Here is a 17,827-nt window from a genome sequence, read left to right as displayed (position 1 = left end):
TAATTTTAAATCACCCTAACCTTCCGTCAGTCCTATCCTATGGTACTCTCGCTGCTTAAAAACTGTCCGAAGTATTGTTTAATGAGAGTCCGAAAGAATGCCTGCTTATGGTCAGCACCACCAGCATATAGTGGTCGCGGCAGACCCCGCAAGCACGGTCAGAAAATGAGGCTCTCCGACCCAACCACATGGCTCGAAGCGGATACTGCGATCGCAATTGACGAACATCCAGATTTGGGACAAGTCCGAGTCAGGCAATGGCTTGACTTACATTTTTATCGTGCCGCCGAACAGAGAGTCAATTTAATCCTGGTCGAAAGAATGAATCCCATGTCAAACGGTCAGCCGTTTCCACCCTTGTGGTTGGCTTGGGTGGGAGAACGAACTCTCCCTCTAGAAACTGTTTGGTTTAAGTATTTACGACGTTTTGGAGTGGATCATTGGTATAGATTGGCTAAGCAAAGATTACATTGGACATTGCCTAACTTGAGAACTCCCGAACAATCTGAGCGCTGGAGCGATTTAATGCCATTGATGAGTTGGCAACTCTGGCTAGCTAGGGAATTAGTCGTCGAGAATATATTACCTTGGCAATCGGCTAATATCAATTTAACTCCTGGACGTGTTGCCCAATCAATGTTGTCAGTTTTAGTTGACCTTGGTACTCCCGCGAAAATGCCTAAACATAGGGGAAAATCCCCCGGCTGGGAAAAAGGAAAGGCACGTACTAAGGCACCATATTATCCCACTGTCAAAAAACGGGTTTCTCGACGCAAAAAGTCTTCAAGATTAGCTGTTTAATCTTCTACCTATTGAGTTTTTGAGCAACATCTTGCCTTCTGTTAAAAGGTGGCTACTTTTAGCTGCACTCATTTTTTAGTCTAAACTACAGTATTTTAGTATAGCTGGGAATGTGCGATATTTTTTGAGGAGGATTTTTTTGAACCGCAGAGGGCGCAGAGGGCGCAGAGAGAGAGAATGAAAGAAAGAAGGTAATTGCTCAACTAGGGGAAAAAAGGGAGCCATGAATAGAGAGGGCTTGTTGAATAGCTTGATAAGCAGTTAAGCCCTGCCTTTTACCAGTATTCACAACGGAACTAACCGCCGCAAATAAATCTCGCCCCCATTCTGAACGAAAGCAATTAGTTACGCGACGAAATATCACGCTCATCCGAATCGCTTGTTCGCTAGAATTATTTGTGGGTGGAATTGTCACATCTTCCAGAAATAAGAACAAATTATCCATCAGCTCGCCTAGGGCGTTTTCGCAACCGGACACCATCCGGCTGATATGGTACTAAACTCAAAATTCTGGTTAATCTTTCTCGTAAATTGCTGCGACATCGCTCCAGCTTAGCCTCGTCCATCCTGTCGCGTCGTCGATGGATGACAAAAGCCCTTAATAATAACCTCTTCATCGCTGGGGCAAAAATCCTGTCTCCTGCATCAATGGCATATTGGCAATCCCGCAGTTGATGGGCACTCACACACTTGCCATTGTTCTGCTGGGTGATTTTTTTGAGCGCTAAATAAGTCTGACACCCACACCTGTGGGCGATGCTCTCCCAGAATTTCGTTAATTACCCCAGTTCCTCGACTCGGGCGGATGACGTGCAAGCAAATATCCTGGTTCTGAAATACCCACTCCCATTGGTTTTGTCCGTTCACTCTGGCACTGGTTTCATCCGAGCAGATTAATTTTGCTTGTCGCAATCGTTGTAGTATTTGATTTACTCGATCGTCTAAACTGGTTTTGACGGTACTTAAGAGGTTGGCGATCGCTCCTTCGGATATCTTGAGTCCAAAAACCGATGACAAGATTCCCGACAGCCGTTCGTAGCCGATCGCATGAGTGTAGCGCAGATACGTAACCAGGCTTTGAATTGAACTGCCAAATGGTGAACCCGGTTCCATTCCTGCGGGTACGGGGGCAAGATACTCGGTTTGACAACAGGCGCAGCGACCGCTATAACGTTCTATGCGCGTTACGATCGGGCGAATTGGTGGTAGTTCTATTTTGTCATAGACGGATTGCAATTTTTGGGCTCTGGCAGTGACTGTTTCTCCACACTCGGGACAATTTTTCACTCTTGCGATAATGATTTGGTCGGGTTCGAGATGTAGGTGTCTTCCCCCTCCTGCTCTGCCTACGCTTTTTTGTCTTTTGACCCCTTCTATTTTTGATGGCTTGATGTTGGGCTTGAATCCTTTCGATGGTGGAGTGCTGGAATTTTTGCTGGTTTTAGCGGGGGATGAGTCTGACTTTGAAGAGTAAGTGGCTAATGCGGAGCGTAGTTTTTCGATTTCCTGCCATAGATATACTATCAAGGCGTCTTTTGCCTCGTCCGATAGTTGTTTTAGGTCAGGGAGTTTTTTCATTCCTTTATCTAATGTCTATCTCGTTCTCTTGTCAAGGGGGTTGAGCAATTACGAAAGAAGTTTGCAACTGATGGGCGGATTGGTTACTCTTCGAGGACTTCTAGGACTGATTTGGGCAGCAATTTATCTTTAAACCAGACTACTTTTGCTGGCACTTCATTTACATTCACTCCGGCTTTTTCTAAATTCAGCCGTTCGGAAATAGCTAAAATCAAGTTATCGCATTCAGACTTCTGTACTTGTGCAAATTTCTTTTGCAAATACTCCGGCCGCCAATAGCCAACTATTTCTAATAAAAATACTCGCCCGTCGGGATGCACTAACCGAAAGTCGGGAATCATCACACTACCTGGAATTGGAATTAAATCAACTTCTCGCTCTAGTTGCCACTCGGTTTTTGTGGAATTCCATCTTTCAGCAAATGCGGCTTCTAACATACTATCATAAGGCTTGCCAGGGGGATAGTGGCTGACTAAACCGCAGTCGGAATTTAGGGTGAATTTACCTGTTTTCAAAACGCCGCTAAAAGGGTCTTTTGTGTGCAGTGTCGAGTGCATACTCCATTTGGTGACGTGCAGCAGTGCGGGCAGCATTTTCGCGAGGGCTAAGCCGTAGCGGGTGCTGGGTTTGAATAAGCTTGTAGGGCCATCTATTGTGAGTGTAAAACCGTGGTCTGCATCGCCTTCGATGTAAGTCATTAATTGAAATAGTTTCAAATAGCGAAATAAGAGTTTGTATTCTCCTGGATCGTTGCGGTGGGCGGTTAATTTGACTTGACTTGCTCGGTAAAATATGCCTTGAACTTGAGAAAGATTGTATTTGTGAAGCAAGTTTTCGGGAGTTGGTGCATTAAACTCAGTGAGGATTTTGTTTTCGTTTAAATCGGCGTATAAACCTGTAGTGATTTCGTGAGGCAAAACTTCTCTGTTTAACTCTTGGCTGAGCTCACTTGCTACTTTTTCCAGGGTTAATTGGGTGGATTGAGGGCTGGGAGTCGATCGCGCGGACAAGGCAAAAACCCGCTGTCTCAACTCTGAGGGTTCTAGGGGACTGATGACTTCCAAGGTGGAGAAACCGCCTTTCAGCAGGTGCGCTAATCCCCGTTTCAGCCGATAATCCGGGCTGTCGCCTTCTAATTCTAGCAAGCGTCCGTCGAGTTCGCCTTGGGTTTTGCCGATCGACTCTTGGAAGCAGTCGATCATTTCCGTAGCTGGTTCTAAATTTTTAGCATCTATCTTGAGGCGGAGAGGAATAATTGATTCTCCGTTTTGGCGGTGACTTAATAAATCAGTGGGTAACATAAGCAGTGAAAAGTTTTACTCAATTTTTTGTTCAACAATCACCATGACTCCCCTGAGTTTTCCCTCTTCTGTCAAGCTTTGGGTAGTCCGAATTCGGCGATCGGAACTGACAAGATGGATTGTTTCAACAGCCCTCATAAAGCCAGTTGCTTTGTCCCATACTTGAAAAATTATCAAATCATCTCCAACTTCTGTCGCTAGTGTATTGTAGTTGGAAAAAACTGAGTCCAGACCTTCAATTTGCACTTGCCCTTCGCCGACAACATAACCCACAAAATTTTGGGTTTCACTCTGGCCATTGGCATAAGTTTGAAGGTTAGTTTGCCTCCACTCGTTGTCAACTATTTTTTGGGTAACAACTGCTGTAAAACGCCTGGTTTCTTTGCAGTCGGCATCGAGTATTGTCCAGTCTCCCTCCCAAACTCCTGTATGTTTGGGGAAAATTTTAAAGTTAGTTAGTTGTGCAGTTTCGCTCATTTTTAGGGAATGTGAATTAGTTAATAGTGAGATTATACACTAATTGGGTAATCTTCAATCATCCTTAGAATCATCATTGTCTTCTCCCCATTTTGCGGGTGATTCTGCTGCTTTTTTAGTCGCCTCCCGATTGACTCCGTAAATGGGTGTCGGTTTGACAGTTTCTAATTTCTGATATTCTGGCTTTGGCGGTTCTATTTGTGTTTGTGGTTTCGGTTTGTGAGGCTGCATTCCTCCTCGGCGGCGTTGAGAAGTTCTTTCTTCGCTGGTGTCTTCGGTGACGACTTCGTAGAGAATTGCTAACTTATTTACATCGCTGCTTTTGCGGAGAACTCGACCCAATCGCTGGATGTATTCGCGTTCGCTGCCGGTACCTGACAATATGATAGCAATTCTGGCGTCGGGAACGTCCACTCCTTCGTTGAGAACATGGGAGGCGACGAGGGTTTTGTATTCGCCGCTGCGAAAGCGATCGAGGATTTCGTGGCGTTCTTTGACTGGGGTTTGGTGGGTAATTGTGGGGATGAGAAATTCTTGGGAAATTCGGTAAACTGTGGCGTTGTCTCCGGTGAAAATTAGCGTGCGCTGGGGAGAGTGTTCTGCTAGTATTTGGGCTAAAATTCGGAGTTTTCCTTCGGTACAAAGGGCGATTTCTTTGGCTTGGCGGTGGGCTAGCATGGCGCGCCGTCCTAGGGGCGATCGCGCGCTTGCCATGATAAACTGTTTCCAACCATCGAGGCTGGATATTTTGATGTTAGACTGTTTTAAGAAGTCGTTGCGAATGTTGATTAATTCGCCGTAGCGGTCGGTTTCTTCTTTTGACAGTTTTACCATGATTTGAACAATTTTATGGTCGGCTAAAGCATCGCCTGCCAAATCTTCGGGTCTTTTGCTAAATACTGTGGGGCCGATCAGGAAATGCAAATCGCTGTGGCGGCCATCTGTGCGATCGGGTGTGGCTGTCAGTCCGAGTCGAAAAGGCGCGATCGCATATTCGGAAATTACTCGATAAAAGTCTGTTGGCAAATGGTGGCATTCGTCAAAAACCAGCAAACCGTATTTATTGCCCAAGGTTTCTGCATGAATACTTGCACTGTCGTAGGTTGCCACTAAAATTGGCGTTTTGTCCCGCGAACCTCCGCCCAACAATCCGATTTCGATGTCGGGAAAAGCTGCCTTTAAATTAGCATACCACTGGTGCATTAAATCGAGAGTTGGTACTACAATTAATGTACTACGACCAGTGACTTGCATCGCTAATTGTGCCAGATAAGTTTTGCCCGAAGCGGTGGGGAGGACAACTACTCCTTGGCTTCCTGCTTCCTGCCAAGCTGCGAGGGCTTGTTCTTGATGTGGGTAAGGCTGCATTTCCACGCTGGGTACGAGTTCGAGTAGTTCGTATGCCCTAGCTTCGTCGGTAAAGTGAATGCAGTCGGCTTGGAGGCATTCTACCAGCGGGCGGTAGTGAATCGCTCGAATGCGGAATTTTTCCACGCGATCGTCCCAGGTCGCAAAGTCCACCCAGTCTCTGCCTTTGGGCGGCGGGTGCAGCAAGAGAGTTCCGCGATCGAATGTTAAGGTAGGTGTGCGTGGCATTTGTTTAGATAGGGGGGCGAGTTATGCCTGTTAAATTATAAGTGACAGATCAAATATATTGACTCTTCTTGAAATTATCTGCGTTACTCTGTGTTAATCAGCCCTACATCTGCGGTCGATCTATCAATCAAAAAATTATGTAATTCAAGTCTAAATTGAGGAAATTGCGATCGATCTGGCGGAAAATCCAACACAAATTATCCTACCCCAGCCGGATTGCCAAATCTAAAATCTACAAGAGTATTGGCCCGCTGGGAATGGTTTTTAAGTTAGATTCGATCTATGTATGCCTGAGATTAGAGGTTATAGATGGAAATAGGCGTCCCCAAGGAAATCAAGGATTTAGAGTTTCGAGTCGGGCTTAGCCCCACAAGTGTCCGGGCTTGTTCGGACAAAGGCCACACAGTTTTTGTGGAAACAAATGCTGGTGCTGGGGCCGGTTTCGCAGACGAGGACTACGTTCAAGCAGGGGCTAAGATTGTTTTAAAGGCTTCCGATGTCTGGAAGCGCGAACTAATTGTTAAAGTTAAAGAACCACTGCCTGCTGAGTATCCGCTGATTCAAAAAGAGCAGTTGCTGTTTACATATTTGCACTTGGCAGCCGATCGCACATTAACCCAGCATTTAATCAGCAGCGGAGTCCAGGCCATCGCCTACGAAACCGTCGAACTCCCGGACAGAAAATTGCCACTGCTGACGCCGATGAGTATTATTGCAGGGCGTTTGGCCGTGCAGTTCGGATCTCGATTTCTGGAACGACAGCAAGGTGGTCGGGGCGTACTTTTGGGCGGCGTACCAGGGGTAAGACCGGGTAAAGTTGTGATTTTGGGCGGCGGAATCGTTGGCACAGAAGCAGCCAGAATTGCTGTAGGAATGGGCGCCAGAGTGCAGATTTTAGACGTAAATGTCGATCGTCTAGCCTATTTAGAAACTCTGTTCGGTTCCAGAGTAGAATACCTCTACAGCAGTCCTCTACAAATTGAAGCAGTTGTTCCCGATGCTGATTTATTAATCGGTGCGGTTTTGGTTCCGGGCAAAAAAGCTCCAATTCTGGTTTCTCGCGAATTTGTTGCGAAGATGCACCCCGGTTCTGTGATTGTTGACGTAGCCGTTGACCAAGGCGGCTGCGTGGAAACTTTGCGGGTAACTTCTCACACAAATCCTACTTATGTTGAGGAAGGAGTCGTGCATTACGGCGTGCCGAATATGCCCGGTGCCGTGCCTTGGACTGCGACTCAAGCTTTGAATAACAGCACTTTGCCTTATGTTTTGCAGTTGGCAAATAGCGGGATTAAAGCTTTGGAAATGAATCCGAGTTTGGCGAAGGGATTGAACGTGCAGAATCACCGATTGGTGCATCCGGCCGTGCGCGAGGTTTTCCCCGATTTTGCCGATTAGATTCCCCCTTTTTTTAAAGTAAGCTATCCCGCATCTAAATAGTATTTTGGTGCGGGTAGGAACCACAGTCTCGATCTCCCTAAATCCCCTTAAGAACGGGGACTTTGAGTGAGGAGAGTTGAAGGGCTTGCTCGATGCTATCGAGGTTATCAGATAAAATATTAGGCGGCATAATTCAGTCGTTGCGCTAGTTGCTGATGCAGCCCTCGATCGAGAAAAAGCATTAAAGGGCGATCGACCTTTTTATACCAAAAAGAGCGATCGACCTTCTCCCTAATTCACAAGATAATCACTCAGAGTTTTTAGTAAGCGTTGATGTCGCTTGCGATGAAATAGCTCCAATAGAACCGATAATTTGATTGCGAGGCAATACAGCAAGGAAACCTAACCGAATTAACGATTGAGACCGTAAACCACTGCCAGCAAAGTGTGGGTCTGAAGGGGAAATAATATCGACAAAATCTGGAACCTGTTGATGTAGTTGGGTGCTAACACCACAAACTAAAAAATCTCCATAAGGAGGTAGTTCCCTCAGAAGGATGACTGGACGATTCTTAATTGTCCCGTCAGCTTGAGGAATTGGGGTGAGAACAACATCAGCTTCCTGCATAGTCAGGATTTGGTGTTTTAATTACATCGAGCGGGTAATCGTCGTTCTGATTGTAGGCCTTGTTTAGTTGATGCCTTGACAACCACAACCAGGCTTCGCGTTCTGCTAATTGTTCCGGGAGGACTGTGATAATGAGTTTTATGTTTGGTTCAAGCTTATAGGGTTCATCGAGCTGAATAGATTGCCCATCAAAATGTGCTGATAAAGAAATAAGCTTCATGGCTTGGATATCTTGAAGGCGAGTTCTTTTACTAAGTTGATCATATTTTGACGCTCTAGGGACACAGGCTTTAACCCGTTTCTCTACGATTAATTTGCTCCATTCCTTAGAAACACGATCGCCCCTCCTCGAAGCAAAAAGCGAGATTCCTCGATCGAGAAAAGCGATCGAGCTTTCCATGACAAAAGAGCGATCGCTAACCCACTGGACGCGAATAGTTGTATAATAAACAAACTAGGCAAGCGCAAAAAGTGAAAACCTATGTCACAGGCTATCCTCAAACAAATTGTTAATCAGCTTGAAATGCTGGAAGTTTTAGAGTTACAGGAACTCGATCGCGTAATCTGGAAATATCTGGCTGACAAACAGCAAGCTACTCAACAATATCTACTTCAAAAATATGCTAATAAAAAACAATTATTTCGAGAATGGGATGACATTTCTGATGAAGAAGCTGCGATACTAAAAGCTGAGTTTGCCGCCGAGTATTTAGCTTTTGCAGAAGTCGCCTTAAGTGATTATCTGCCTCGACTTCAGCAACAGGATAAAATCTGATGCTAGGAGATATTTATTTGGCAGATTTGAATCCTTCTAGAGGGTCATAACAAGCAGGAATTAGACCAGTCATTATTGTACAGCGAGATACATTAGACCGCTTTACTACAACAGTAGTAGTAATTCCCATAACAAGTAATCTGCGACGATGCTCAAATACCAGGGACAATTATTTTACCGACTGGTGAAGGTGGTTTAACACAAGATTCTGTCGTGCTTTGCTATCAAATAGTAGGGGTAGATAGAGAGCGATTAATCAAAAAATTGGGCACTCTTTCAGCAGATTATGTATCAAGATTACAGCTAGCATTGCAGTATACATTGCAAATGGATGAATTTGAGAATGTAGAAGAATAGAATTAGTTGAAGCGCGATCGCACTCACATCCCTAAAAAGCGATCGCCCCTGTCCATCCACAAGACCGAGATCCCTTTCCATATCCCCAAAAAGCGATTTCCTATGGGATAGCTTCGCACGCGGACTGCACGATCGTTTATAATTACAATGATTGACGAGTTATGAGGAGCGTGCAAGTATGGCAAAATTCCCCAACGAACTTGCGGAAATTATCTGGAATTTGAAACGCCAGTTGCTAGATATTGTTGACGCAGCAACAGCAGCAGAATTGACTCTATTTGAACTTTTGGGAGAAACGAGTGATACGATACCATTTCTGGATGAACTGAAAAGTGTGGCTGAACGTGCTACACCCTGGTTTAATCGGCTGTCTAATTTTCAGTTACGCATAGCTGAGTCTCAACCCACAATTTCGGTTGATATGCTAAACTTAGTAAACCAATCTATTGAACGCATCCAAATCGAAATTCCGGCAATGGAACGGAGTATTCAAGAAGTGAAAACGGAGTGGAATTTGCCATGACTAGCCAACCGCGTATTCCCAATCCTGAAACAGCCAAGAGATTATTGGCTAATTTGCGCCGCAGTCGTTTAGCAATGGAAGCAGCGACTCTGGAATTAGAAGACATTACAATGCAGTTGGAAAATGACAGCAGACAAAGGCGTTTGGTGCGGTTGAGGCAGGCAATTAACGATGCTGAGGCTGCTAATTTTTCAGTCAATGTCTGAAATTATTTCTTAAATCTCGCCCCAAAACCTAGAATTTAAATATTGACGAAAACAGCAAGATTGATCGCACTTTTTGACTCATAACAAAAGAGCGATCGACCTTTCCCTATCCCCAAAAGATCGCCCTAGTTGTCAAGTAGACATGGTTTGAGATAAACTAATTCTGAAACTATTCCCTAAATATCGCCCCTTCGCCGACAATTTTAATGAACATCTTGTCCCCCCCTTCGATCGGGGGGTGCCAGGGTGATCATGCCGAGATTCGGGGGGATCATGCCAAGACTAAACGACTCCAACTTCCACCTACCATACAACCCAAAACTCATCCCCATCGCCAAACAACTGCGGAAAAATTCAACTCCATCATCAAAAAAACTGTGGCAGAATTTTCTAATAAATTTCCCATTTCGAGTTTTGAGACAGCGCCCCATCGACAATTTTATCGTAGACTTTTATTGTGCGGCTTTACAGTTAGTAATTGAGATTGATGGGGAGAGTCATTTTACGGAACAAGGGAAACTATATGATGCAGAAAGAACCGGGATTTTAGAGGGGTATGGATTGAAGGTTGTCAGGTTTACGAATGTTGATGTGTTGCAGAGTTTTGAGGGGGTTTGTGGGGAGTTGTTGGGTTTGATTGAGGGTGATTTTTGAGGCTAGATCGCCCTGGCGCCCCCCGATCGAAGGGGGGGACATGAGGGAGGAGAGTTGAATGGGTGGCCCGATGCGATCATCGGGGCGATCGCCCTCGACTGTGGCAGATATAAACAGGCGATCGCATAAGCAAGCATTTTCAATACACCTCATCATGACTGCCAATGTCTAGCAAGAGAATTTCTTCATCTCCCTACTCTGGATTTTTAACAAAATCAAATACAATCCGACAGTCATATTCCACTGTACAAGCCCAAGAGCCAGCTAATTGACCTTTGAGTTTGTGTGTTTGCAGTGATGGTTCAAAAGAGTTTTCTGCCAAAACTCTCAAGACAGCTTCAACTTTGGACTGTAGTTCCGGGTGTTTGCGGATGAGGGCTTTGTAGGCACGTTTAAATGAGGGAGCAAATGTGATAATTTTCAACTGTTTAACTCCGCGATCGCTTCATCAACTGTACCTCGAAATACGTTTCCAGATTGATAATCCTGCTTTCCTTGTGCGATATTAGCGGCAATTTCGGTGCGACGGCGATCGCTAAGTCTGCGGTGTATGATGACAAGCAGATTGGTTTGTTCGTCTACAGACAATGTTTCGATCGCGTCTAAGATGCTGTCAAATGTTAAAGTTTGCATGGTGAGTTAGATTGGGAGGCTCAGATGGCTCTGTCTTATTTTACTGAAGTTTAATTGAATTTGCTCAACGATCTCGCATTTCTAACTGATTTAGCAATCGCCTTCTCCATTCCCAAAGAGCGATCGCCCCTGTCCATCCACAAGACCGAGATCCCTTTCCATATAGCCAAAAATACCCAAAAAGCGATCGCACTTTTTGACTTATCCAAAAGGGGCGCGATCCCCTGTCCATCCACAAGACCGATCGCCTTTCCATATCCCCAAAAGAGCGATCGCCCTCTCCATTCCCAAAGCGATCGCCCTCCCCATCCCAAACAAGCGATCGCTCCTTCTACTATAATTTCCATTAACATCTTGTTCCCCCCTTCTTAAGGGGTGTGCCAGGGAGATCGTACCGGGATCATGCCAAGACTAAACGACTCAAACTTCCACCTACCATACAACCCAAAACTCATCCCCATCGCCAAACAACTGCGGAAAAATCCAACTCCTGCGGAAAAAAAAACTGTGGCAGGATTTTCTCAGAAATTTCCCTTTGCGAGTTTTGAGACAGCGACCGATCGACAATTTTATTGTAGATTTTTATTGTGCGGCTTTACAGTTAGTAATTGAGATTGATGGGGAGAGTCATTTTACGGAACAAGGGAAACTATATGATGCAGAAAGAACCGGGATTTTAGAGGGGTATGGATTGAAGGTTGTCAGGTTTACGAATGTTGAGGTGTTGCAGAGTTTTGAGGGGGTTTGTGGGGAGTTGTTGGGTTTGATTGAGGGTGATTTTTGAGGCTAGATCACCCTGGCGCCCCCCGATCGAAGGGGGGGACATGAAGGGAGGAGAGTTGAAGGGGTGGCTGGAGGCGATCGCCTCGATCGGATCGCGCCACGGAGAATAACAGCTACATAATTGTTAAGTAAGTATCTACAGATTCGGAGGGTAAAACCCTTAAAGTTTGGTTGCGTAGGTCGGGTTCTAATCCCAGAGCTTCCAGGGGAATTACCCCGATTAAAGCATCTCTGCCTCCCGGTAATTCCCAACATTCAAAAGTGCCTTCTCGACCGCAAAGAGATATTTTGGCATCTTGAAAGATTCGTGCTTTACTGATTCCTGTGGCGGTGGCGACATCTACTTCTTTAAGCAGTTCAAGACCGAGTTGTGCGATCGCAAAAGCTGGCAAGCATAATGTAGTTGCACCCATTTGTGACAAGTTAAGAAAAAGTGCAAATTGTCAAGGGGGTAGACAAAAAAAGGTAAAATAGGATGAAACCTTTACCGGACAAGCAGTTGAGCCATAATTAAACCAGTTATGAATAGCAAAAAACGAATCAACCGAGATCATGCAAAGAAAAAAAATAGTCCCCAAGTAGAAAATGAAGCGATTGCGAATCACCTGGAAGATTTATTAATTCCAGCAATGGCTGCCCAAAAAACTTTTTATCGCCAACTAAATTTAAGAGATAGAATTCTAACACTACCATTAATGATGGCAGCAATATTAAGTTTATTATGGCGAAATGTAGCAGGAGTAACAGAATTAACTAGATTATTAAATAGAGAAGGATTTTTATGGTGTGAGCCGTCTGAAATTAGTCAACAAGCATTATCACAAAGATTTTTAACTTTTCCCGCAGTTTTATTTGAAAAAGTATTTAAAGAATTACTGCCTCATTTTCGTCGGGAATGGTTGACTAGAAAATCGAGACCATTACCAGATAGTGTACAATTTGCCTTAAAAAACTTTGAAAATATCTGGATAGCTGACGGCTCAACCTTAGAAGCATTATTTCGTAAACTCGAAAGTTTATCAGATGTTCCAATTGGTCAATTATCCGGGAAAATGGGAGTAATAATAGACCTAGTAACTCATCTTCCTTTATAAATTTGGTTTTGGACAAACCCGAAACAAGCAGATACTAATTGGGAGGAAGACTTACTAAAAACAGTTAAGCCAAAAACCTTGCTGTTATTAGATAGAGGCTTCTATCACTTCGCTTTTTGGTCAAAATTAATCGAGCAAGAAATTGGATTTATTACTCGGATTAAGAAAGGTGCATCTTATCAAGTCGAGCGGGTATTAACCAATACTTATGATGTCAAAGACCAGATAATTAGGATAGGTGCAGGGACAAAAAAAACACCAGCGTTGACTATAAGATTAGTACAAATTCGCTCGAAAAATTCCTGGCGTTCTTATCTAACAAGTGTCCAAGAACCCGAAATATTACCCCCCTATGTAGTAGCAGATTTATATCAAAGACGCTGGCGAATTGAAGAGGCATTTTGCCTAGTAAAAAGATTACTAAATCTCAGCTATTTATGGACAGGTTCGTTAAACGGAATCAAGCTACAAATCTGGGGTACTTGGCTATTTTATGCGATTTTAGTAGATTTAGGAGATGCGGTTGCAGATGAATTAGGAGTGCCAATTGAACGTGTTTCATTAGAAATGATTTATCGGGGGATGTATCATTTTTCTGTGGCCTATCAAAAAGGAATAGCTTCTGACCTAGTTAAGTATTTTGCCGACGATAAAAATCAAGATTTAGGGATTGTTAAGCGACGACGAAAACCTCATGTCAGGCTCATTATTTCTCCTTTCCCTGGAACTCAAAGAAGTCCAGAACAATTTTTTTTTAATAATAAAGGAACAAATGGAGTCATATTTTAATTGGAGCAACAGGTAAAAAATGAGTAAAATTACTCATTGACAATAGTGCTTTTAGCTTAACTTGTGAGTAATGAGTTGCACCCGTGTCTACCAAAACGTTATCTAGGGTGATGGAACGAACCTGATCGGCGGAAATCAGACCTCGTAGTGCGTTTGCTTCGTCAATGCGATTTTTGACGGTCAGCGTTGTTAAAACTTTACCCATTGATTTTTCGGAAGTTGTGTACATTGCGATTTATCCTCCGAGTTACTGTATCTTAAGTATGGCACTTTTTCTAGGGATGATGCGCGATCGCCCTTTCCATCCCAAAAGGCCGATCGACCTTTCCATCCCAAAAGAGCGATCGACCTTTCCATGCCAAAAAGAGCGATCGCCCCTGTCCATCCACAAGACCGATCGACCTTTCCATATAGCCAAAAATAGCCAAACAGCGATCGCACTTTTTGACTTATTCCAAAGGGGCGATAGCTAATCTGCGCTTACAAGCAAGGCGATCCTGTTATAGTTGGCTAAAGTTCCTGATGTTTAGCCAGAGGAGGCAGAGGAGTCTGGGCGATGAGCTGCTAATCTCAAGGATGCTATAATAGACAGGAGTTACGGATGACCTCATTTAGTATGTTTTTAGAGGTAAATGAAATGAACGCTAAAGAATTACTCCTTAAGGAAGTTGAGAATATTCCAGAATTTATATTAGAAGAAGTTTGGAATTTCCTGCTATTCCTCAAATTCAAATACAATAAAGATAAGTTAGAAGCAAGCCTGCTCAGTGAATCTTCTTTGGAAAAAGACTGGTTAAAGTTAGAAGAGGATGAAGCATGGCAGAATTTGTAAAAGGTGATGTAGTAGTTGTTCCGTTCCCATTTTCAGATTTAACACAAGCGAAGCGCCGACCGGCTTTAGTTATAGCAACTTTGGCAGGAGACGATCTAATTCTTTGTCAGATTACTAGCCAGAGAATCGCCGATCGCTATGCTATTCCCCTTGAAAATAGTGATTTTAGCGAGGGCGGACTTAACCAAATTAGCAACATTAGACCTAATAGGTTGTTTACCGCTGACAGAGAAATTATACTTTATAAAGCTGGTAAGCTTAAAACTGAGAAGTTGAATGAGGCTATCGCGAAGATAGTTGAAATTATTCAGCAGTAATTTTATACAGCGATCGCCCTTTCTATGTCAAAAAGAGCGATCGACCTTGCCATAAAAAACAACGATCGACCTTTCCATGAAAACAAGAGCGATCGACCTTTCTCTGCCAATCGGTCTTTTATCTCAATCGCAGCAGAGCGATTACCGATAAAAGGCAGTTTACCTCGCGTTGAGGTCACAAAGAAAGTTCTCCACATCTTCAACAGTCACGATCCACTCCGAAATCTTCTCACCTTGCTCCGTATATATTTCCCTTTCGGGAACATATTGAAATGGATCGCTTATATCAAATGGAATCTTTATAGAATCTAAAAGCAATATTCCATCTTGGAAATACAGGAGATTTTCAACTCTACATATTGGCCACCACTCGATAAAATTGGCACGAGTTGGATCGTACATGGAAGTGATTAAACAAGAAGATTTATAACCAGATACTATCCTCTGAAGCGCCTTCTTCCAGTGAATTTCGTAATCTTGCATAGACCAGAATGACAGAGAAGACAAAAAATTCTCTTGGAATGAACCTATCTGGATTGATCCATAACATGAGTCTTTTTCCATTTGCTTTTTAGACACATTAAGCAAAAATTCTATTGAAAATTTATTCATTTTAGTCTCCGATTCTCACACTTATATCTTCATTATAAGTCCCTAGCCGTTTTGTGTTTTTGTCACGTTTCTTCCACACCCCACCATTATGAGAACCTGTACCATTATTACTACCTATATCCTGACTAATGGTCTCCCCTTTCTTATTTTTGAACATAGGTTGATTGTGGGACAATCCACCAGTTTTTTGAGGAGGAATTCTCTCAGTAAAACCTAGCTTTTTCGCTAATGCAAAAGCCTCGTCATTAGTCAATAGCTTCCGGATTGGTTTTATATACTTTACACCTTTGCCAACTCCAGCAGCAGCATCACCAATCAAAGGAACGATAGCCATACCTGATAAAGCAGCATCTTTCCAGGCGTCTTTTTTACCAAACAACCCTTCAATTGAGTACCAACCAGTATTAATCGCATCTGGAATAGCACCCAAACCAGGCCAGAAGCCTCCAACATCCAGAATACCATGACCCCAATCGCTAAAGGAGTTGTACCAATTGTTATTACCTGTGTTATTACCTGTGCTTTCTGAAATGTTGCTGGCGCTGGAAGCATTAGCAGAACTAGAACTGGAGTCAGAGGAAGTATTACCGCTAGGGCTATTGCTAGAACTGCTGCTACTAGAAGCATGGCTCGATCCAGAACTATTGCTATTGCCCATACTTCCTCCTGAAGCACCAGTGCGAATTGTAACGCCTTTTCCACTTATCGGATTGCTATTACCTGAACCACCGCCATTTCCTGAATTATTACCAATATTCCCTTTATTAACAGGCTGAGGATTAGGAGACGGGGAAGTTGGCGAAACCGATCGCCCTTTTGTCTCATAAACAGTCACTTGCTGACCATTCCAGATCATAATCGCCCGTTCAAACTCCTGACGGAAAACACCACCCCCCTGATCCTGCATACCAGTAATAGCAGCCCCCACTTGCGGATACAAACTAGCAGCATACAAGAACTTCTGACGCACATCATCTGTAGGACTCGATGTAGTTGCAGGCTTTGTTGCCGCTCCCCAGATCAGACCGTTGCTAGAGACTGTACCGACAACAGTCACTCTAGCCGTGTTCGGGTCAATTGCCAGTTTCCGGCGATCGGAAGTATAAGCTGTCAGTTGCCCATTCTCCCAGCTCAGACCATACACTTCCAGTAAACCCAAATCGCCTATATAGCGCGAATTACCCGTCGCCAAATTGACAGCAACCAGGCGATCGTTCAACGAAGTATTAGGACTGCTAACCGTTGCTAAAATCTCATTAGCCCCGTTGAAAACCAAATCTCCACTGCTAGGCCCGCCCAAATTGCCAATCAAATTCATCTGACCATTATCAGGTGAAATCTGAAACAAATTGCCATTTCCCTGATCGGCCCCGTAGAGTCGGCCATCGGTCGAGAAAGTCAAAGAATTGAGACTCCCCCCCGCCAACGGCCCGACATACCGTTCCGCACCCGTAGAGGGATTAATCTCATACAAACCGTCATAGAAAGTACAGCCGTAAAGTTTACCATTCGGAGCAACCGCCAAATCAGTAAAAGCGCGGCCTTGATAGATTGGATTTTGTGCACCCGTCGCCGTATTAACCTGCAATATCTGTCCACTACTGGTAGACAGGTACACCGTATTAGCAGTTGGTTGCTGTGGAGGTTGTTGTGGGGGTTGCTGTGTCGGCGGAAGTAAAGGCGGCTTACTTCCAGGATAGCCACCAGTCCAAGCACTCGGAACCCAATAAGTCCCACCGTTATATCGGAAGCGATACCACAAAGCATCCGCTTCCCCTGTTGTCAAATCGCTAAGCTGTTCGCCGTAAGTCCAACCGTCAAAAGTTAGGGTATCACCAGTCTTGACAACATAATTACTACGATCGCTCGTATTCGGACTATTGCGAAGAGTAATCCCATTCGATGAAACCACCCAAGCAGTAAAGTTTTCATTGATAATATTGACAGCCCGTTCCGTCGGCGTGACAAGCCCTTCACCGCCCCAAGTCGTCGGTTTCAAGAAAGCAATGGGCTGATAAACTTCCGGCTTAGTTTTCTTCGCCAAATCCACCGCCGCCAACGTATTCAAAAACCCAAAACCCGTCTCATCATCCCACCCAGACGGCCCCAAATCCCTCGCCGTAGACTTCAAAATCTCCATCACTTGGCGATAGTTCAAAGCAGGATTTGCCGCCCAAACCAAAGAAGCCGCCCCCGCAACTTTCGCAGTCGCCACCGAAGTCCCCGCCATCGTCCCCAAATCATTTCCCACAGTCGATAAACCGGGGTGTTCAGTCGTGCCGCCATCGGCCAAAATATCCAAACCGCGGCCATAACTAGAATAGATCGATCGCCCGTTAATATCCCCAGCCCCAACCGTAAAAATATTGTCAAATTCCTGAGAAGCTTGACCCAAAACCGACATCACACCGCCATCATTACCCGCCGCCACTACCAGCATTACCCCATTTTGCCGCGCATATTCGATCGCACTTCTTTCTGCTGGAGTCAA

At 44.3% G+C, this 17,827-nt stretch carries 26 protein-coding genes and 3 pseudogenes; 13 read left to right on the top strand and 16 right to left on the bottom strand.

Annotated elements, in window-relative coordinates; translation table 11 throughout:
* Positions 1–165 precede the first annotated feature (165 nt).
* Positions 166–801 (top strand): hypothetical protein, encoded by a 636-nt coding sequence (locus QUB26_RS28730; protein ID WP_333320735.1) that lies wholly within the window; start codon positions 166–168, stop codon positions 799–801.
* A 199-nt stretch (positions 802–1,000) separates the two neighbouring features.
* Here QUB26_RS28730 and QUB26_RS28725 read toward each other — a convergent pair whose 3' ends face one another.
* The 5 genes from QUB26_RS28725 to QUB26_RS28705 form a co-directional block, all read right to left on the bottom strand.
* Positions 1,001–1,246 (bottom strand): IS66 family transposase, encoded by a 246-nt coding sequence (locus QUB26_RS28725; protein WP_333240260.1) that lies wholly within the window; start codon positions 1,244–1,246, stop codon positions 1,001–1,003.
* A 200-nt stretch (positions 1,247–1,446) separates the two neighbouring features.
* The gene (locus QUB26_RS28720) at positions 1,447–2,088 is read right to left on the bottom strand and encodes an IS66 family transposase (protein ID WP_333240258.1); all 642 of its coding nucleotides are present in this window, start codon (positions 2,086–2,088) and stop codon (positions 1,447–1,449) included.
* A 374-nt stretch (positions 2,089–2,462) separates the two neighbouring features.
* A complete protein-coding gene (locus QUB26_RS28715) occupies positions 2,463–3,680 on the bottom strand; it encodes a DUF790 family protein (protein WP_333240256.1) in 1,218 nt (405 codons plus the stop codon).
* Between the two features lie 15 nt (positions 3,681–3,695).
* On the bottom strand, positions 3,696–4,157 hold the full coding sequence (locus tag QUB26_RS28710; RefSeq protein ID WP_333240254.1) for a DUF3598 family protein: 462 nt from the start codon (positions 4,155–4,157) through the stop codon (positions 3,696–3,698).
* 54 nt (positions 4,158–4,211) lie between these two features.
* Positions 4,212–5,753 carry a DEAD/DEAH box helicase family protein gene (locus QUB26_RS28705; RefSeq protein ID WP_333240252.1) on the bottom strand — a complete coding sequence of 514 codons (1,542 nt, stop codon included), beginning with the start codon at positions 5,751–5,753 and terminating at the stop codon, positions 4,212–4,214.
* A 309-nt stretch (positions 5,754–6,062) separates the two neighbouring features.
* On the opposite strand from QUB26_RS28705, the gene ald reads away from it, so the two are divergent.
* Complete coding sequence (ald, locus tag QUB26_RS28700; RefSeq protein ID WP_333240250.1) at positions 6,063–7,151, top strand: alanine dehydrogenase; 1,089 nt, start codon at positions 6,063–6,065, stop codon at positions 7,149–7,151.
* A gap of 289 nt (positions 7,152–7,440) precedes the next feature.
* Here ald and QUB26_RS28695 read toward each other — a convergent pair whose 3' ends face one another.
* Positions 7,441–7,761, bottom strand: a complete 321-nt coding sequence (locus tag QUB26_RS28695; RefSeq protein WP_333240248.1) for a hypothetical protein — start codon at positions 7,759–7,761, stop codon at positions 7,441–7,443.
* A complete protein-coding gene (locus tag QUB26_RS28690) occupies positions 7,748–8,161 on the bottom strand; it encodes a hypothetical protein (RefSeq protein WP_333240246.1) in 414 nt (137 codons plus the stop codon). The genes QUB26_RS28695 and QUB26_RS28690 overlap by 14 nt, the downstream gene beginning before the upstream one ends.
* Before the next feature lie 81 nt (positions 8,162–8,242).
* Here QUB26_RS28690 and QUB26_RS28685 point away from each other — a divergent pair, with 81 nt between their 5' ends.
* From QUB26_RS28685 to QUB26_RS28670, 6 genes are all read left to right on the top strand, one after another.
* Positions 8,243–8,536, top strand: a complete 294-nt coding sequence (locus tag QUB26_RS28685; protein WP_333320732.1) for a hypothetical protein — start codon at positions 8,243–8,245, stop codon at positions 8,534–8,536.
* 59 nt (positions 8,537–8,595) lie between these two features.
* Positions 8,596–8,724: a type II toxin-antitoxin system PemK/MazF family toxin gene (locus tag QUB26_RS32130; protein ID WP_445299649.1), complete on the top strand. Its 129-nt coding sequence runs from the start codon at positions 8,596–8,598 to the stop codon at positions 8,722–8,724.
* On the top strand, positions 8,675–8,893 hold the full coding sequence (locus tag QUB26_RS32125) for a type II toxin-antitoxin system PemK/MazF family toxin (RefSeq protein WP_445299648.1): 219 nt from the start codon (positions 8,675–8,677) through the stop codon (positions 8,891–8,893). Before QUB26_RS32130 ends, QUB26_RS32125 begins: the two co-directional genes overlap by 50 nt.
* Positions 8,894–9,071: 178 nt before the next feature.
* Complete coding sequence (locus QUB26_RS28680) at positions 9,072–9,416, top strand: hypothetical protein (protein WP_333240244.1); 345 nt, start codon at positions 9,072–9,074, stop codon at positions 9,414–9,416.
* A complete protein-coding gene (locus tag QUB26_RS28675) occupies positions 9,413–9,622 on the top strand; it encodes a hypothetical protein (RefSeq protein WP_333058272.1) in 210 nt (69 codons plus the stop codon). The genes QUB26_RS28680 and QUB26_RS28675 overlap by 4 nt, the downstream gene beginning before the upstream one ends.
* Before the next feature lie 273 nt (positions 9,623–9,895).
* Positions 9,896–10,276 (top strand): endonuclease domain-containing protein, encoded by a 381-nt coding sequence (locus QUB26_RS28670; protein ID WP_333320730.1) that lies wholly within the window; start codon positions 9,896–9,898, stop codon positions 10,274–10,276.
* A gap of 2 nt (positions 10,277–10,278) precedes the next feature.
* Here QUB26_RS28670 and QUB26_RS28665 read toward each other — a convergent pair whose 3' ends face one another.
* From QUB26_RS28665 to QUB26_RS28650, 4 genes are read right to left on the bottom strand one after another with little or no spacing between them, the layout of a single operon-like run.
* Complete coding sequence (locus QUB26_RS28665; protein WP_333320727.1) at positions 10,279–10,413, bottom strand: hypothetical protein; 135 nt, start codon at positions 10,411–10,413, stop codon at positions 10,279–10,281.
* A gap of 56 nt (positions 10,414–10,469) precedes the next feature.
* Positions 10,470–10,700 (bottom strand): type II toxin-antitoxin system mRNA interferase toxin, RelE/StbE family, encoded by a 231-nt coding sequence (locus QUB26_RS28660; protein ID WP_333320725.1) that lies wholly within the window; start codon positions 10,698–10,700, stop codon positions 10,470–10,472.
* On the bottom strand, positions 10,697–10,909 hold the full coding sequence (locus QUB26_RS28655) for a hypothetical protein (protein ID WP_333320723.1): 213 nt from the start codon (positions 10,907–10,909) through the stop codon (positions 10,697–10,699). Before QUB26_RS28655 ends, QUB26_RS28660 begins: the two co-directional genes overlap by 4 nt.
* A gap of 50 nt (positions 10,910–10,959) precedes the next feature.
* Positions 10,960–11,262 (bottom strand): hypothetical protein, encoded by a 303-nt coding sequence (locus QUB26_RS28650; protein WP_333320721.1) that lies wholly within the window; start codon positions 11,260–11,262, stop codon positions 10,960–10,962.
* Between the two features lie 182 nt (positions 11,263–11,444).
* On the opposite strand from QUB26_RS28650, the gene QUB26_RS28645 reads away from it, so the two are divergent.
* Positions 11,445–11,693 carry an endonuclease domain-containing protein gene (locus QUB26_RS28645; protein ID WP_333320718.1) on the top strand — a complete coding sequence of 83 codons (249 nt, stop codon included), beginning with the start codon at positions 11,445–11,447 and terminating at the stop codon, positions 11,691–11,693.
* Positions 11,694–11,805: 112 nt separating this feature from the next.
* On the opposite strand, the pseudogene QUB26_RS28640 reads toward QUB26_RS28645, so the two are convergent.
* A pseudogene (locus QUB26_RS28640) lies at positions 11,806–12,114 on the bottom strand (aspartyl protease); the annotation flags it as partial.
* A gap of 99 nt (positions 12,115–12,213) precedes the next feature.
* On the opposite strand from QUB26_RS28640, the pseudogene QUB26_RS28635 reads away from it, so the two are divergent.
* A pseudogene (locus QUB26_RS28635) lies at positions 12,214–13,575 on the top strand (IS4 family transposase).
* Between the two features lie 73 nt (positions 13,576–13,648).
* Here QUB26_RS28635 and QUB26_RS28630 read toward each other — a convergent pair.
* Positions 13,649–13,804, bottom strand: a pseudogene (locus QUB26_RS28630) (aspartyl protease); the annotation flags it as partial.
* Positions 13,805–13,838: 34 nt separating this feature from the next.
* Between QUB26_RS28630 and QUB26_RS28625 the strand changes: the two are divergent.
* The 3 genes from QUB26_RS28625 to QUB26_RS28615 all read left to right on the top strand — a co-directional run bounded on the left by QUB26_RS28625 (position 13,839) and on the right by QUB26_RS28615 (position 14,724).
* Positions 13,839–14,048: a hypothetical protein gene (locus tag QUB26_RS28625; protein ID WP_333320716.1), complete on the top strand. Its 210-nt coding sequence runs from the start codon at positions 13,839–13,841 to the stop codon at positions 14,046–14,048.
* A 164-nt stretch (positions 14,049–14,212) separates the two neighbouring features.
* Positions 14,213–14,407, top strand: coding sequence for a hypothetical protein (locus QUB26_RS28620; RefSeq protein ID WP_333320714.1), 195 nt, complete (start codon positions 14,213–14,215; stop codon positions 14,405–14,407).
* Positions 14,392–14,724 (top strand): type II toxin-antitoxin system PemK/MazF family toxin, encoded by a 333-nt coding sequence (locus QUB26_RS28615; protein WP_333320712.1) that lies wholly within the window; start codon positions 14,392–14,394, stop codon positions 14,722–14,724. The genes QUB26_RS28620 and QUB26_RS28615 overlap by 16 nt, the downstream gene beginning before the upstream one ends.
* 2 nt (positions 14,725–14,726) lie before the next feature.
* Here QUB26_RS28615 and QUB26_RS28610 read toward each other — a convergent pair whose 3' ends face one another.
* The 3 genes from QUB26_RS28610 to QUB26_RS28600 form a co-directional block, all read right to left on the bottom strand.
* A complete protein-coding gene (locus QUB26_RS28610; RefSeq protein ID WP_333320710.1) occupies positions 14,727–14,903 on the bottom strand; it encodes a hypothetical protein in 177 nt (58 codons plus the stop codon).
* Complete coding sequence (locus tag QUB26_RS28605) at positions 14,884–15,336, bottom strand: hypothetical protein (RefSeq protein WP_333320708.1); 453 nt, start codon at positions 15,334–15,336, stop codon at positions 14,884–14,886. Before QUB26_RS28605 ends, QUB26_RS28610 begins: the two co-directional genes overlap by 20 nt.
* Position 15,337: 1 nt before the next feature.
* Positions 15,338–17,827 (bottom strand): S8 family serine peptidase (locus QUB26_RS28600; RefSeq protein WP_333320706.1); only part of this gene is annotated, 2,490 nt, incomplete at its 5' end.

Source organism: Microcoleus sp. B4-C1 (genome assembly GCF_036705285.1).
GTDB lineage: Bacteria > Cyanobacteriota > Cyanobacteriia > Cyanobacteriales > Microcoleaceae > Microcoleus.
This window is presented reverse-complemented; position numbering and strand designations above follow the sequence as displayed.

What these genes read in the sequence shown, in the direction of transcription:
- ald (WP_333240250.1), top strand. Translation starts at nt 6,063, where the DNA reads ATGGAAATAGGCGTCCCCAAGGAAATCAAGGATTTAGAGTTTCGAGTC.
- QUB26_RS28655 (WP_333320723.1), bottom strand. Translation starts at nt 10,909, where the DNA reads ATGCAAACTTTAACATTTGACAGCATCTTAGACGCGATCGAAACATTG.
- QUB26_RS28670 (WP_333320730.1), top strand. Translation starts at nt 9,896, where the DNA reads ATGCCAAGACTAAACGACTCCAACTTCCACCTACCATACAACCCAAAA.
- QUB26_RS28620 (WP_333320714.1), top strand. Translation starts at nt 14,213, where the DNA reads ATGAACGCTAAAGAATTACTCCTTAAGGAAGTTGAGAATATTCCAGAA.
- QUB26_RS28705 (WP_333240252.1), bottom strand. Translation starts at nt 5,753, where the DNA reads ATGCCACGCACACCTACCTTAACATTCGATCGCGGAACTCTCTTGCTG.
- QUB26_RS28675 (WP_333058272.1), top strand. Translation starts at nt 9,413, where the DNA reads ATGACTAGCCAACCGCGTATTCCCAATCCTGAAACAGCCAAGAGATTA.
- QUB26_RS28665 (WP_333320727.1), bottom strand. Translation starts at nt 10,413, where the DNA reads ATGCTTGCTTATGCGATCGCCTGTTTATATCTGCCACAGTCGAGGGCG.
- QUB26_RS28615 (WP_333320712.1), top strand. Translation starts at nt 14,392, where the DNA reads ATGGCAGAATTTGTAAAAGGTGATGTAGTAGTTGTTCCGTTCCCATTT.
- QUB26_RS28715 (WP_333240256.1), bottom strand. Translation starts at nt 3,680, where the DNA reads ATGTTACCCACTGATTTATTAAGTCACCGCCAAAACGGAGAATCAATT.
- QUB26_RS28650 (WP_333320721.1), bottom strand. Translation starts at nt 11,262, where the DNA reads ATGTTAATGGAAATTATAGTAGAAGGAGCGATCGCTTGTTTGGGATGG.
- QUB26_RS28685 (WP_333320732.1), top strand. Translation starts at nt 8,243, where the DNA reads ATGTCACAGGCTATCCTCAAACAAATTGTTAATCAGCTTGAAATGCTG.
- QUB26_RS28625 (WP_333320716.1), top strand. Translation starts at nt 13,839, where the DNA reads ATGGCACTTTTTCTAGGGATGATGCGCGATCGCCCTTTCCATCCCAAA.
- QUB26_RS28710 (WP_333240254.1), bottom strand. Translation starts at nt 4,157, where the DNA reads ATGAGCGAAACTGCACAACTAACTAACTTTAAAATTTTCCCCAAACAT.
- QUB26_RS28730 (WP_333320735.1), top strand. Translation starts at nt 166, where the DNA reads ATGAGGCTCTCCGACCCAACCACATGGCTCGAAGCGGATACTGCGATC.
- QUB26_RS28695 (WP_333240248.1), bottom strand. Translation starts at nt 7,761, where the DNA reads ATGCAGGAAGCTGATGTTGTTCTCACCCCAATTCCTCAAGCTGACGGG.
- QUB26_RS28690 (WP_333240246.1), bottom strand. Translation starts at nt 8,161, where the DNA reads ATGGAAAGCTCGATCGCTTTTCTCGATCGAGGAATCTCGCTTTTTGCT.
- QUB26_RS28725 (WP_333240260.1), bottom strand. Translation starts at nt 1,246, where the DNA reads ATGGATAATTTGTTCTTATTTCTGGAAGATGTGACAATTCCACCCACA.
- QUB26_RS28605 (WP_333320708.1), bottom strand. Translation starts at nt 15,336, where the DNA reads ATGAATAAATTTTCAATAGAATTTTTGCTTAATGTGTCTAAAAAGCAA.
- QUB26_RS28680 (WP_333240244.1), top strand. Translation starts at nt 9,072, where the DNA reads ATGGCAAAATTCCCCAACGAACTTGCGGAAATTATCTGGAATTTGAAA.